The following is a 14,463-nucleotide window of genomic DNA, read 5'->3' as shown; positions in this document are numbered from 1 at the left end:
TGGTTGACGGTCTCCCATTCGCCGGTTTTCACCATCTCGCCGGGCTGGTCGTTTTCGCCGTCCTTCCACTCTTCTTTGGGCATCAGGATGGGCAGCGAGATGTGGTCGGAATACTTGTTGATGATGCTCTTGAGCTTCCAGGCGTTGAGGTAGTCGCTGGCATCGTCCTTGAGGTGCAGTGTGACGCTGGTGCCGCGTTCGGCACGCTCGATCTCGCTGACGTCGAACTCGCCCGTGCCGTCGCTGACCCAGCGCACGCCATGGGCGGCTGCCAGGCCGGCGCGGCGGCTTTCCACGGTGATCTTGTCGGCCACGATGAAGCCGGAGTAAAAGCCGACGCCAAACTGGCCGATCAGCTGCGCATCGTTTTTCTGGTCGCCCGAGAGCTTGGCCATGAAGTCGCGGGTACCGCTCTTGGCAATCGTGCCCAGGTGATCAATGGCTTCTTGCTGCGACATGCCGATGCCGTTGTCGGTGATGGTCAGGGTCTTGGCAGCCGGGTCGAAGCTGACGCGCACCCCGAGTTCGGCATCGTTTTCATACAGCCCGGCGTCATTCAGCGCCTCGAAGCGCAGCTTGTCGCAGGCGTCGGAGGCGTTCGAGATCAGCTCACGCAGGAAGATTTCGGGGTTGGAATAGAGCGAATGGGTAACCAGCTTGAGGAGCTGGGCGACTTCGGCCTGGAAGGGACGGGTTTGTTTGCTCATTGAATTATGAAGAAAAATGGAGGGAATGAAGTTTGAACACCGCGGAACATCCGGAAATAGGGGCGCAGCCGCGATTTATCAAGTCCGGATTATGCGCAATAGCAGCCCAGCCCCCAGATATCTGCAGCATCTACCTGGTGCGACGCGCTGGTCTTGCCGGAGAAGGATATTGTCAAAACGCCAGAGGCGGTTTCCTGATTGTCCGGCATTAATTTACAAATAAATAGCATGCCACATCAGTGCAACGTACACCAGAAATGGTTTAAGTCAGGAAGCAAAGATGAGGGCTGATTCAACAGACGAGGGACTGCGGGAAATGCAGAACCACCCTATTAATACCTGACGTTGATCGTCACGGTGTCTTGGTAACTGTCAGGGGTGAAATTGGCACTTGGCACTTTGCCGTAGACTGAGACGGCTGGCTGCACCGCACCGGTACCGGTGCCGGGGATGGTGTTGCTGCCCGGTGTATCACCCCATACGATGGTTAGACCGGCGTTGGCGTAAAGCTGGTACGGCACCTTGTCAGTATTGCCGGATGTAAGACCCGTCATCGTGCCGGCGCCCACCGTGGAATTGGTGCTATTCGGCTTCAGGCCGATGGTATAAGGGGCGGCTTTTGAGCATACGATGTTGACCAAGCCGTTGCCGGTGGGCCCAACGTTGACGGCGGTAGAATTCTGTGTTCCAAAGTCGAGGTCGGTGGCTGTAACTGTACAGCTGTTGACGTAGCTGGCACTGACCGGGAAGCTGGCGAAACCGGCTGCATCGGTGCCAGCACTGCCGCAGCTGCCACCGCTGCTGCTGCCAGTCTGCAAGCTGCCGGTGATCTGGACATTCGGATAGGCAAAGCTGGTGGTGTAGTTGCCGGCCGTTGCGTTCGCCTGGCCGCCGAAGAGTCGCCCGTATATGGGAATCGATGCCGTCGCACTTGCGTTCTTCGAAATCTGGAAATTGGCAGGGCGAACCGGCGTCGGAAAGTTGCTACTGTTGATGGCTCCCCAAACCAGCGTGCGGGCAGCATCCGTGTAGAGTTGGAAGCCGACATTGCCACCCGGTCCGCTCATTTGCCGGCGACCGCCGCTGACGCCAAGCGGCCCGTCAGCGATGTTGAAGCACACGGTGACCCAGTAGGCTGTGTTGGTAGTGTTGGTGCAGGTGTAACTCAGGCTAGAAGATACATCGCTATTGCCCGGGATTTGCGGCTCGATGCTGCTGCCAAAGTTGAGCCCACCGCTGATAGAGGCACTGCAAACCACCGGGTCGGCGGCGTGCGAGGTGCCCGGCATCAGCCATAGCGGGCACAGGTGCGCGAGTAACAGTGACAGAACTTTCATTGAGATGTGTCCTTAACACAGCGCAGTGGCCCGATTTCAGGAATGCCCTCGCCGTCTTTGAGGTAGTCAAAACTTACGCGACAAGCGCCGTCAGGCGTTACTACGTTCAACACATTATGGGTGTCCAGCGTATCCAGGTAGACCACGCCGTCGAAGCCGACCAACGCCGGTTCGCCCCCCTGCCCGTTAACACGCACCAGGCTGCCCACGGGCATTGGCTGGTTGGCGGCATCAACCAGCAGGATGGAGGCCGCGCGTATCGGCGTGATACCGAATCGCACCAGGGTGCCGGCGCGATCACTCGGCGTTGCCATCATCTTGGTGCTGGTGAGGCGCAGGCTGGCGGGCAGCTGCATCGGGTCAATCGCCAGCTGGTTGTTCTGGTAGGCGTTGAGCGGCACAACCAGCAGCATGCCCTTGCTGTCGGTCAGGCCAATCTTGCGGTTTTCCAGCATCACCGGCACGCCGGCCACGCCATCGGTCGAGACCACGGCAAACGCACTGTCGATACGCCGCGAAGCAAAGGGTTGGCCGCCCATGAACACCAGCCCACCGCTGGCGTTGACGTAAGCATAGCGACTGTCGCCAAAGATGCTGACGCCGGTGGCCACTCGGCCATAGCGGCCCAGATAGTTGAGTTCGGCCTGGCCGCCATTCTGGCCCTCGGCCACGCGGGTGCCCGCGCGCCAACCAAAGCCGCCCTCGCTGGGCGCCGAATTCTGGGCGTCGGCGGTGTAGCTGGTGCGAGTGTTGTCGCGCTGCAGGCCGGTGCTGATGCTGGTGCCTCCGTCCAGCGCCCAGCTCACGCCGACGAACAGGTTGCGCTCGCTGGGCTTGGCCAGGTTCTGGTTCAGGCTGACATTGAACGAGGCCGAGCGGCCTAGCGACTTGAACCAGTAGGCGCTTGCAAACCGCGTGGCATCCTGCCCGGCATAGCGCAAGTAAAGGTAAGTCGCACCAAAGCTGCCCAGGTTTTCGGTGCTGTAGCCGACCAGCGTGCGACCGGTTCCGGTGGGCGTAGCACTGCCATAGAGCGAGGCTACGTCACGGTAATCGCCGCGGGTGCGGGTGCTGTCCAGGCCAAAGTTGAGGTGCTGGTTTTGCCAGCTGTAGCCGAGGTTGAACTGCGTGCCGTTGCCCGCGCCGTGGCTGCTTTGGGCTACCGCGCCCGACAAAAGCCCGAGGCCCCCGAGCTGCCATGCGCCGCCAGCGCCGGCCGCAGCCAATCCGCGTGTGGCTTCGCCGTGCGTCTCCAGCGTGAAACTGTCGCTGACGCCGTAGCGCCAAGTGCCGCTTGCCACTGGATCACGGCCATAGTCGAAAGAGCTCAGGCCGTAGTTCTGACGCACCGCGCCCAAGTCCACAGACCAGTCAGACAAGCCCTTGGCCAGCAACTGGTGCGTGTCATAAAGCGAAAAATTAAGCGTGGTAGCGCGGCCCAGGGCATCGGTCAGCACCACCTGCGCCTGACCGGTGCTGTTGATATTGGGAAGGGTGTTGAGCTGGAACGGGCCGGCCGGCACTTGGCCGCGGTACTGCCGCATGCCGTTGACATACAGCTCCACTTCGGACGGCAAGGTGGCCGAGCCGATGAACGCGGGCAGCGGCGCGGTGGTTTTATAGGGCTGCAGCGCGAAGTTGCGCGACAACTGAATGCCGCCAATGCGCGTGGCGCGCGACCAGGGCAGCGCGGCGGTGAGCGTGTCGCCCACACGCAGCGTTAACAGCTCATCCTGAAAGGAGCGGCTCCAGGTGGTGTCGAGCCGCGCCGTATGGCCTTGCACTCCCGCGCTTTCACTGCGCGACGACTGCATCAGCGTAGTGTTGCTTAGCACCCCGCTGCCGTTGAAAGCGCGAATTTCAGTGAAGGCGTTCAGGCTTGAAGTGTTGCCGCTGCCCTGCGTTCCATACAGGTCGTAGTTGAGCAGTATGCCGGGTGAGGTGCTCACGGCTTGCGCGGTGGCAGGGGTCTCGCCTATCACCGTGGTGGGTAGCTTGAGCAGCGCCAGCGGCGCTGTAATCGCCACGCTCTGGCGCCCGGCGTCGAATTGCACCTGCACACCCGGCAGGCTGGCCACACGCACCTGATCGAAGTTGCCCGCCGGCAGCACGAAGCCGAGTTGGCGCAGAACAGCCGCACTGGCCCACAGCTCGCCATCGCGCAAACCGAAGGGCACCAGACCGCGCAGCATGCCGTTGAGGCTTAGGTCCAGATAAAGATCAGTACCGCGAGATCCAGCGAGCTGGCTCTCGCCGGCATCAGAGATCAGCAGCGGTGAGGTAGCGACTGGCGGCGGCGTGCTCACGGCATGCGCCGCAGACATCAGCAAACCATGCAGCAGAAACAATCCCTCAACGAGGGCTATCAGCCGTCTGGATGTTTTGCTGCGCTGTATTGCCATTGATCATTGCTTCCCAGCTGCCGCCAGCGGTGAAGGTCGCTGCGGCGGGCTTCAAAGCCCAGCGCATTTTCGCACCTGGCAAGACATAGCCGAGCAGCCCGGCATGCACTGCGGTGCGGCGACCGGCGGTATCGGTAAAACTCAAATCAGCCAACTGGGCGTGGCTGCCGCCACTGTTGGCAACTTCCAGAAACGCCGTACCCGCTTCATCGCGCACAGCCCAGCGCAGTTGAGGCGCGATGGGCGGCTCCCCGGCGGGCTGAACAAAAATCGGCACCGAATAGCGCAGTACAAACTGCAAGCCCTTCTTGCCCTGCGTGTCCACCGGAAGTTCATCGATGATGATGCGATAAGCCTCTTGCACGGCCCCCGCGCCATTGGGCGGCGCCCCGGCACGGATCGCCCGGATCAGTTGACGGCCCTCGGCGGGCAACTGCAACATCGGCGGACTGACCAGCAGGCCGCGCGAAGGTGTTAGCTTGTCCTCGAAACCCTCCTGCGTCCAGCGATAGACCCGGATCTGCGCGCTCACCACGTTGTCGCCGGTGTTGCTGAGCCAGAGGCCATCAGCGTTTTGCGTCGGCGGCAGGGTCAGCGTGATCGGCGACACCTGCAGGCCGCTTGCTGCAGCCATTCCGCACACCAGCCAGAATGCGGTAATCAGGGAATATCGCAAGCGGCGGGTCATGACACGATTATCAGTAATTCACGGTAACTGTAACCGTGTCGGCATAACTGTCGGGCGTGAAGTTGGCGCTTGCAGCTGTGGCATAAACCGGAATCGATTGCGACCCACCGGTACCGGTACCGCTCACGCCATTACCAACGGCCGTGGCGGTTGCAGTATTGCCCCAGATGGCGCCAGCAATGCCCGTCGCGGAACGGAGCTGGTAGGGAACGGCGTCGGTATTGCCGGTGACCGGCGCTACATTCAGCGCAGCCATCGAACCCAGACCCAGCGTGTTGGCGTTGGACGGCGCCAAGCCGATGAAGTACGGCGTCTTCTTGGAGCAGGTCACGCTGATAGTGCTACTACCAGTCAGGGCGGTCGCAGTCGACAACTGGGGGCCCAGATCGATGTTGGAAGCTAACCCAGCCGTCACCGCGCACGAACTCTGGACTTTCATGAGCACCTGAAAGGTTGCAGTGCTTGTCGCGGCAGAAGCTGCAACAGCGCAAGTTCCCAAAGCAATCAGCGCAAACTTGGCAAAAACATTCTTTTTCACAACAATTTCCTGTTCTGCGGCCTCGCCGCGTGTTACCTAACTTACATGTCGCCTGCAGCAATTAACACCACATTCACTGGAATCACTTCAAACGTCACTTATCGTAAGCGAAATCTTTTACGGCAACAACCAGCCTCAATCGACAAACAATGAAATAATTCACGAATTCAACCAGTTAGCGCATCAAGTTCGACCAATCTAAGGCGCCGCAGAACTTGTATCTAATTGTGGAAATTCAAGGCTTTGAGTGGTTCCATATGCGTCAATTGCAACCAATAATTTCAAGGTGCTTCGGTTTTTTAAGGGTTATCCCCAGGCGGCACCAGGTTAAATCCATGAAGACCCTGTAGCTTGACCAAGCACAAACCCATCCTTTATCTTTCGGCAGAGAAGCTTGCGGCAAAAAGGGGATGAGAGCGCGGGACAAACTAGGCCTGTACCGGCGCCCCCCGCACGCCGGCATGCGTAAGCCCGAAACCAGAATCAGGCGGCCAGCGGGCGCCGCAGCCAGTCCACCAGCTGCCGCGTCACTTCCGGCCGGCTCAACAACTCCAGATGGCCCATGCCATGGGCAATCCATTGGTTTTCGGGTGCAAACGCCAGGCAGCGCTCCGGCTTTTCGTGCTGGCCCAATGCGCTTTCGAGCGGCACCAGCCCGTCGCCGATCATCTTGTGGCTCAGGGCCCGCCTGACCGGCGCCAGTGGCCCGCTATCGTGCGTTACGGTGGTGGCGGCCACGGCGTAACAGGCCACGCTGGCGGGCAGCGGCAGGATTTGCCGGGAATCTCGCGCGCTTTCAAAGCGGCCGGCATCCAGCCAGTCGGCCTCCAGCAAATTGCCATGGCGCAAATCGGTAATGCCGGCGCTGCGTATCTGGCCGATTTTGGCGAAGGGCCTGGTAACGGCCTGTTTTTCCAGCATGGCATCGACCCAGTGGCCCACGCGCTCGAGCGGCGCACCGTGGTGTGGCGTACCCAGAAAAATCAGCCGTTTGAGCTGTGCAGGCCAGGCGCAGCCGGTTTGGGCGCCCTGCTGGCACGCGCTGCGCGCCACCAGGCCGCCCATGCTGTGACCCAGCAGCGTCAACTCCTGCACCGGCTGCGGCCAGGCCTGCAACAGTTGCTCCAGCAGTGCGGCCAGTTGCTGGCCATTACTGGAGGTATGCAGACCGGTGTTGTAGTGCAGATAAACGGGGGTATAGCCGAGGGCATCGGCCAGTTGCAGGCCGTGATCGTGCTCCTGCCGGGGCGCGCCTGCAGCGGCGTGGGTGCGCCATTGCAGGTCGTTCATGCACAGGCCATGAATCAGCACCAGCACCTTGCTGGTTGCGGCAGGCAGGCGCTGCGCCAGGGCGGCTTTTTCCAGCGGCAGGGACTCGCCCTGGTGGCGCAGGCTCATGCTGATCGCCAGCGGGTTGGCCGTTGCCTGCAAATGGTCGCCCAGCACACCGTTGAGGGCCGCCAGCATGGCTTCGCGCCGGCGTGAAGAGCGCTGCTCGCCGACCAGCGGCACCACCCCCGACAGCACGGCGTTAACGGTCCCGCCGGCCAGCCGGGTGATGCCCTTGACGCCGCCGTAGACCAGCCCGGTGATTCCGGCGGACCTAACACCGCTGCCCCCTGGCGCGTGGTCGACAAACCTGGCCCCGAACGGCCCCAGCAACGCCGCCACCGCCTTGTAGACATTGCCCTGGACGTTTTCGGCCAGCCCTGTGACGCCCAGCGCGGCCTGCGTGGCGAGTTGCGCCAGTCCCTGGATGTCGGAAACATGCAGCCAGGCGGGCAGGCTGGAGAAACGGGGCGGGGCCTCGCCGTCAGGAGAAAGTGTGCTCATGCGCCGATTGTGCAGGTGTTTGGCCAGCGCGATGTTTGCTATTTATTTAATAGCTAACTGTGACCGTACTCATTGGACGAGAGCCGGTTTTATTGAAAAAACCGGTCAGAACTGCTCGTGCGGCGCCAGATAGCGCCACTGGCCAATCGGCAAATGGCCCAGGTTGACGCGGCCTATCCTCACCCGCTTGAGCCCGGTCACAAACAGCCCGACCTGCTCGCACATGCGCCGGATCTGGCGTTTTTTGCCCTCCCTGAGCACAAACCGCAGCTGCTCGGGGTTTTGCCAGCTCACCTGCGCTGGCCGCAGCGCCTGCCCGTCCAGGCTCAGTCCGTGGCACAGCAGGGCGAGTTTTTCACGCGGGAAAACGGCTTGCACGTTGAGCGCTTCAGCGCCGTAGCTGACGCGCACCAGGTACTCTTTTTCAATGTCAGAACCTTCGCCGATCAGCTGACGCGCGACGCGGCCGTCCTGCGTCAGCACCAGCAGGCCGATCGAGTCGATGTCGAGGCGGCCGGCCGGCGCCAGGCCGCGCAGTTGCTCATGGCCCCAGCGCATGCGGCTGTTGCATTCGCTCCAGCGGTTTTGCGGCTGCACCAGCACCACGGCGGGCTGGTGGCCGTCTTCGGCCTGGCCGCTGACATAGCCGACCGGCTTGTTGATCAGGATGGTGACCTGCTGGCGCTGCTGCTGCTCGGCCTCGCGCGCCACTTCTATGCGCGCATCCAGTGCCACCGGCTGGCCCATGACAGCGGGAACGCCGTTGACGCGGACCCAGCCACGGGCGATCCAGTCGTCGCCCTCGCGGCGCGAACACAGGCCCAGGTCGGCCATGCGCTTGTTCAGCCGCACGGTTGGCACCGGCGAGCCTGGAAGAGACGGGGCAGGCTTGGGAATGCGTACTGCCCTGCTGGCGGGCGGAGTCACTGCTTTGGGTTTGGGGGATTCTTGCATTTGCTATCTATTTTATAGCTGTCAGCAGCCGTAAAACCTGGACAACAGGCTGATTTGGCATGAAATTCCGGAAAACCGGACCTTCAGGATAACAGCAGCCGGTAGCCCACCGCTGTTTCCGTCAGCAAGTGTTTGGGCTGCGCAGGGTCGGCCTCCAGCTTTTGCCGCAAATGGCCCATGTAAATGCGCAGGTAGTGGCTCTGCCCGGCATGCGATGGCCCCCACACCTCGCGCAGCAGCTGGCGGTGTGTCAGCACGCGGCCAGCGTTGCTGACCAGCACCGTGAGCAACCGGTACTCAAGCGGCGTCAGATGAACCTCGACCCCGCCGCGCCGCACCAGCCGCGCCTGCCGGTCCACCACCACATCGCCAAAACTGAACAGCGGCTCCTCAACGCTGCCGTCAGGGTTGGCGACGCGCGGCCGGCGCAGATTGGCGCGCACCCGGGCCAGCAGTTCACCGATGCCAAAAGGCTTGGTCAGGTAGTCGTCGGCGCCGGCGTCCAGCGCGGCAATCTTGTCGGCCTCGTCGGCCCGCGCTGACAGCACAATGATAGGCACGGCCGACCAGCCACGCACGTCGCGGATCAGCTCCAGGCCGTCGCGATCAGGCAAGCCCAGGTCGAGCACCAGCAAATCGGGCTTGCGGGTGCCGGCTTCGCTCAAGCCGCGCTGCGCTGTGTCGGCCTCGAACACCTGCCAGCCCTCGCTCTCCAGCGCGCTGCGCACAAAGCGGCGGATCTGCGGCTCGTCTTCCACCACTACGACAACGGGATTAGGCATAGGCGGTGTTTAGTCAAGCGCCGGAACCGGTGGGGCGCGGCGCGGCAGGGTCAGGGTAAATTCCGCCCCCCCGTCCTGGGCGTTGCCAGCCACAATCTGCCCCCGGTGCGCGTCCACGATGGCTTTGCAGATGGCGAGCCCCAGCCCCACGCCGGGCGTGGCGGACTCGGATTGGCCGCGGGTAAATTTCTCGAACAGCTCGGCCTCGCGGCCCCGCATGGCCGGCGGCAACCCCGGCCCGTGGTCGCGCACCGTCAGCACCAGACTGTCCGGTGTCACGCGGGCGTTGACCTCAAGAGGTGGCGCGCCGTACTTGGCGGCGTTTTCCAGCAGATTCACCAGCACCCGCTCCATCAGGACGGCGTCGAACTCGACCAGCGGCAAATCCGGCGGCATCTCGGTCCTGAGCGCCTGCCCCTCCAGCGCTGGTTGCGCGGCCCGAATCGCCGAACCAACCACCTCTTCGACCGACTGCCACTCGCTGTGCAGGCTAACTCCGCCGTTCTGCAACCGTGCCATGTCCAGAAGATTGGTCACCAGGGCATTGAGCTGGCGCGCCTGTTGGGTCATTGCCTGGACCATCCCGGCCTGTTGGCGGCCTAGCGGCGGCAACGAGCGCTGCAACGACTCGGCCAGCCCGATCAGTGCTGTCAGCGGAGTGCGGACATCGTGCGAGATGGCCGCCAGCAGCGTGTTGCGCAGCCGCTCCGACTCCATTTCCACCACCGCCTGCTGGGCAATGTCCACATAGTGCACGCGCTCCAGCGCGATGGCGATTTGCCGCGCCAGCGTATCGAGCTGCTGCAGCTGTTCGGGGATCAGCAGCCAGCGCGGCTGCGCCGGCTGCAGCGCCAGCACGCCGCGCACCCGCATGGGCGCTTTCAGCGGCACGTAATGCCACGACTGGGCGGACAGAGTGGAGGTCGCCAGGCCGGCTGGCTGGGTATTGCGAAACGCCCAGTCGGCCACGTTCGCATCGAAGCCCGGAGGCGCGTGGTCAGGCAGCACCAGCTGGTCCCTGGCATCGGTCATCAAGACCAGCGCCTGCCCGCCGAAATTGCGCTGCACCGCCGCTTCGCCCAGTTCGGCCACTTGCGAATGCAGCAAGGCGGCCGACAGTTCGCGCGTCAGCTCGAACAGCGACTGCGCGCGGCGCTCCCGGCTGGAAGAAATGCGCGCCTGAAACCGCAGGCCCGCCGTCAGCTGGCCCGTCAGCAGCCCCACCACCAGCATGACGGCAAAGGTCACCAGATACTGCACATCGCTGACCGCGAACGACAGGCGCGGCGCCACAAAAAAGACGTCAACGGCTGCGACATTGAGGAAAGCCGCCAGCGCCGCCGGACCACGCCCCAGCTTCAGCGCCACCAGCACCGTGCCCAGCAAAAACAGCATCACGATGTTGGCCAGGTCGAAAAAATTCACCAGCGGCGTCGCAAGCACCGTAACGGCCACGCTGCCGGCAACAGCCCAGGCATAACGCGGCAAGCTTTCTTGCCAGGCGGTGGCGGCTTCTTCATCGGGGCGCTGGACGGCCCGAACCAGCCGCCGGGCACTTTCGGCATGGCCCACCTCCACAATGTCCAGCGTGGGGGCCAGCATGGCCAGCCGGCGCGTCATGGTGCGCCCGCTCCACAATGCAGACCAGCCCGGCAACACGGGCCGGCCCACCACCAGCGTGGCGCAGTTGAGCACTTGCGCCTGCGTCACCAGTTCGGCGGCCACATCGCCGCCTGCCAGCACAGCCGTTGCAGCGCCCAGTTCTTCGGCCAGCTTGATGACCGCCAGAATCCGGTCCCGTTCAATCACCTTGAGCCGCTGCAGGCGCGGAGTTTCCACATAGACCGCATGCCAGCGCACATTGAGCTGGCCGGCCAGCCGGGCCGCCGTGCGAACGGCCTGCTCGGCGCCTTCGCGCGGCCCGATGCAGACCAGCAACGCGCCTTCGGTGTTCCACACCGGGGCGATGGATTTCTGGACCCGGTAGCTGCGCACATCGTCTTCGACATGCTCGGCGGTGCGCCGCAAGGCAATCTCGCGCAGCGCAATCAGGTTGCCCTTGCGGAAAAAGTTTTGTGCCGCTCGCTCGGCCTGTTGCGGCAGGTAGACCTTGCCGGCCTTGAGCCGCGCCGTCAGCTCGTCCGGCGTGACATCGACCAGAATGATCTCGTCGGCCGCATCCAGTACCGTGTCGGGCACGGTCTCGTTGATCCGGATGCCGGTGATGGCACCGACCGTGCCATTGAGGCTTTCCAGGTGCTGGACATTGATCGCCGACCAGACGTCGATGCCGGCCTCCAGCAATTCCTGTACGTCCTGCCAGCGCTTGGGGTGGCGCGAGCCGTTTACGTTGCTGTGCGCCAGCTCGTCGACCAGCAGCACGGCCGGCCTGCGCGCCAGCGCCGCGTCCAGATCGAACTCCTGCAGGGTCCGGCCGCGGTAAGGCACCTCGCGCAGCGGCAATTGCTCAAGCCCGGCCAGAAGTTCGGCCGTTTCGCTGCGTCCGTGTGTTTCGATCACTCCGACCAGAATATCATGCCCGGCTTTCAGCTCCCGCTGGGCGGCACTGAGCATGGCGTAGGTTTTGCCGACGCCCGCGCTGGCGCCAAAATAAATGCGTAGCTTGCCACGGCTTGATCGCGCTTCATGCTCCCTGAGTTGATCGAGCAGCTGGTCGGGGTCAGGCCGGAAATCGGGGTTATGCGCCATCAGGAGAAGTTGTTGGAGTCAAAAATGCCTGCGAAAGCGTAACACTGTCGCAACTGGCAGGTGCCGCTTTCATGACTTTGATTTTGCGTCAGAAGGTTTTGCCGACTGAAACCACAAGCGCTGTTTTCGCCAGTTTTTTCGGGTTCAGCCCGCCCGGGGGTCGGCCGCCTGGTAGAACCCGCTGTCGGCGTTGGCGCCGACCCATGCCAGGTTGAGGTTCAAGCCGGCAAATTCCTTGCCCACGGAAATTTTGTAGTCCGTGTAGGAAAGCTCGCTGTAACGGCGAACGCTGGTGTACCCGGCATGCAAACCCAAGGTGACCTGGTTGCCCAAATCAACGTTGTAGTTAAGGTCCAGGTACATCGTCCCCTTGGAATTCCCGCGGTTTGGCAAGGCGTTGAAATAAGCATAGCCTGCAGTGCTGCCGTTCAGGCCAAAGTAATCGCTAACCGCATACGAAAGCCTGGCGTTGAAGGCGCCTTGCGTGAGTCCGAAGTAGACCTCGGTGTTGTCGTACTTGTTGCCGGTCGGCGTCGCCAGCGCACTGTTGAGCCTGGCGCCCGGATACAGATAGCGAATCACGCCAACATCGCCGCTCAGGTTTTTGGCTACCGGAAAGCGGAAGCCGCCATACAAATCAACTTCCAGACTTGCACCATTGTTGAAAGAGTTGGCCGAGACGCTGGAATTCCAGTTGCCCAGGTAAAAACCGCTGTCATGGGTGTAATCGAAGCCGCCCTGTATGGCTGGATGGCGGTAAGTTTGCGAGACGCCACGGAAGCGGTAGTCGGAAACCGCAGCCACATTGCCGGTCAGGGTATGGGGCGAAGCGGGTTCGGCGGCAGGCGTGTCGACTGTTTGCGCCCGTGCGGCGCCCGCAACGCACAGAAGGCAGGCGGCAAAAGGCAACAGGTGTTTTTTCGGGCTCCTTCGATTTCCTTGGTTTGCGAAATAGTTGAAGCTGGCGTGCAACCGCCTGCCGGCGATGTCCAGACGGCTGATGCGGTAAGGACTCAATCCTTGTCGTTGCGCCTGCCGGCGATATCGCGCGCCACACAATGAACCCTGCGAAGCCTGGCGGCAGCGCAAAGCCGCCAACGCGCCTGCGGAGCGCACAAGATCAGAATCCATGGGTCATCCCATGGGTGGTCAGGTGACGCTGCCACGAGTTCAGCGAGCCCATCTCGCCGCTCGAAAGGGCGGTCATGAGCAGATGCATGACATCGGCCACCCGATCAGCCGGCAACCGTATCTCCAGACGCACCAGGCTATCGCGCGGCCTTGGCACGCAACGCACAACGCCGGTATCTGGAAAGCCGGCCAGCAAGCGGCGCACCCGAAACGCGTCCCGGCTCGGGACGGTGACGTCCAGCACCACCGGCTTCCGGGCTAGCCGTAACCGACGTTCTTCAGGCAGCCAACAGGAACTGTTCGCACCAAACGATTCACGATAAGCAGCGTAAGCCATGATGTCCTTTTGTCTACAATTTTTAGCAGAACGATCGATCTGCAAATTCTGAATGTGTGGGTAGAAAAACGGTACTTAAACTGGTTGGCTATTGATTAAAAAACCGTAAATTAACGCTGCAGACCGCCGGATCGGCAGCTGTATTTTTTCTTGGGCTAACCGGCGCAAGGCAAGCCTGTGCAGCAAGAACTCAGCCCGGAAATTGACAGGCCGGTGCCAGCCATGGCGTATCAACCGTCGGGTGTCAGGAGCCCGCAGGGCGTTCGCTTGCAGAAGTCGTAAAAGCCGGCACGCGTATCGGTACTGCTTCGAAGTTAATTAGGGTCAAGCGTGGCTGCGCTGCTCGTCCAGCCGGATCCGCCAACTTGGCCCGCTGCGAGCGATGCCTTTGTCCAGCCAGGCGTTTACCCTGCCGCGCCAATGCATGCCCGGCACAGGTCATTCGCGCGCATTTCAGCGAGTAGCCTGCAATGCCAGGTTCAGTCGCAGGACATTGACGCGTGGCTCACCCAGAAAGCCGAACAACGGAGTTTCGGTCTGCCGCTCAACCAGGCTCTGCACCTTATCGGCGGGAATGCCTCTGGCTTTGGCAACACGCGCGACCTGATAGCGGGCGGCGGCGGGGCTGATGTGCGGATCAAGCCCACTTGCCGACGCGGTCACGAGGTCAACCGGTACCTTTGCCGTGTTGCCCGGATCTACCGCCTTGAGCGCTTCCACCCGACTTTTGACCGCATCGGTCAGTGCGGGATTGAGTGGCCCTAGGTTGGAGCCGCTGGAGGCAGAGGCGTTGTATGGCATGGGGCCAGTGGCCGAAGGGCGGCCCCAGAAGTTTTTAGGGTCGCTGAAATTCTGCCCAATGAGGTCTGAACCCACGGGCTTGCCGCCCTGCAGTATCAGGCTGCCGCCGGCCTGATTTGGAAAGAGAAGTTGCGCGGCCCCGGTCACCACCAGCGGATACGCTACGCCAGTCAGCAGCGTGAGCACGAAGAACAGAACGAGTGCGGGACGAAGAATGTTTTTCATGGGAGATCCTTATGAAGCT

At 62.3% G+C, this 14,463-nt stretch carries 12 protein-coding genes; all 12 read right to left on the bottom strand.

From position 1 onward, the window contains the following. On the bottom strand, positions 1 to 707 hold a 707-nt coding region (locus HHJ19_RS14580), incomplete at its 3' end, for an ATP-binding protein (protein WP_296908596.1). Positions 708 to 1,039: 332 nt separating this feature from the next. Beyond that, positions 1,040 to 2,044, bottom strand: a complete 1,005-nt coding sequence (locus HHJ19_RS14575) for a spore coat U domain-containing protein (protein ID WP_296908595.1) — start codon at positions 2,042 to 2,044, stop codon at positions 1,040 to 1,042. After that, a complete protein-coding gene (locus HHJ19_RS14570) occupies positions 2,041 to 4,446 on the bottom strand; it encodes a fimbria/pilus outer membrane usher protein (protein WP_296908594.1) in 2,406 nt (801 codons plus the stop codon). The genes HHJ19_RS14575 and HHJ19_RS14570 overlap by 4 nt, the downstream gene beginning before the upstream one ends. Further along, on the bottom strand, positions 4,397 to 5,134 hold the full coding sequence (locus HHJ19_RS14565) for a molecular chaperone (RefSeq protein WP_296908593.1): 738 nt from the start codon (positions 5,132 to 5,134) through the stop codon (positions 4,397 to 4,399). Before HHJ19_RS14565 ends, HHJ19_RS14570 begins: the two co-directional genes overlap by 50 nt. A 10-nt stretch (positions 5,135 to 5,144) precedes the next feature. After that, positions 5,145 to 5,672, bottom strand: coding sequence for a spore coat protein U domain-containing protein (locus tag HHJ19_RS14560; RefSeq protein ID WP_296908591.1), 528 nt, complete (start codon positions 5,670 to 5,672; stop codon positions 5,145 to 5,147). Positions 5,673 to 6,155: 483 nt separating this feature from the next. Continuing rightward, on the bottom strand, positions 6,156 to 7,505 hold the full coding sequence (locus HHJ19_RS14555) for an alpha/beta hydrolase (RefSeq protein ID WP_296908589.1): 1,350 nt from the start codon (positions 7,503 to 7,505) through the stop codon (positions 6,156 to 6,158). Between the two features lie 105 nt (positions 7,506 to 7,610). After that, entirely contained in the window at positions 7,611 to 8,459 is an 849-nt protein-coding gene (locus tag HHJ19_RS14550) for a pseudouridine synthase (RefSeq protein ID WP_296908587.1), read from the bottom strand. Between the two features lie 83 nt (positions 8,460 to 8,542). Next, on the bottom strand, positions 8,543 to 9,241 hold the full coding sequence (kdpE, locus tag HHJ19_RS14545; protein WP_296908585.1) for a two-component system response regulator KdpE: 699 nt from the start codon (positions 9,239 to 9,241) through the stop codon (positions 8,543 to 8,545). A gap of 9 nt (positions 9,242 to 9,250) precedes the next feature. Next, the gene (locus HHJ19_RS14540; protein ID WP_296908583.1) at positions 9,251 to 11,950 is read right to left on the bottom strand and encodes a DUF4118 domain-containing protein; all 2,700 of its coding nucleotides are present in this window, start codon (positions 11,948 to 11,950) and stop codon (positions 9,251 to 9,253) included. Positions 11,951 to 12,094: 144 nt separating this feature from the next. Continuing rightward, positions 12,095 to 13,081 (bottom strand): TorF family putative porin, encoded by a 987-nt coding sequence (locus HHJ19_RS14535; protein ID WP_296908581.1) that lies wholly within the window; start codon positions 13,079 to 13,081, stop codon positions 12,095 to 12,097. Continuing rightward, a complete protein-coding gene (locus HHJ19_RS14530) occupies positions 13,071 to 13,418 on the bottom strand; it encodes a hypothetical protein (RefSeq protein ID WP_296908579.1) in 348 nt (115 codons plus the stop codon). The genes HHJ19_RS14535 and HHJ19_RS14530 overlap by 11 nt, the downstream gene beginning before the upstream one ends. 453 nt (positions 13,419 to 13,871) lie before the next feature. Next, complete coding sequence (gene kdpC, locus HHJ19_RS14525; protein WP_296908577.1) at positions 13,872 to 14,444, bottom strand: potassium-transporting ATPase subunit KdpC; 573 nt, start codon at positions 14,442 to 14,444, stop codon at positions 13,872 to 13,874. Between the last annotated feature and the right edge of the window lie 19 nt (positions 14,445 to 14,463).

Origin of the sequence: Polaromonas sp. (assembly GCF_012927415.1) — a bacterium.
Classification (GTDB): Bacteria; Pseudomonadota; Gammaproteobacteria; order Burkholderiales; family Burkholderiaceae_C; genus Polaromonas.
Note: the sequence above shows the minus strand (reverse complement) of the source record. Positions and strands in the feature narration are given on the sequence as shown.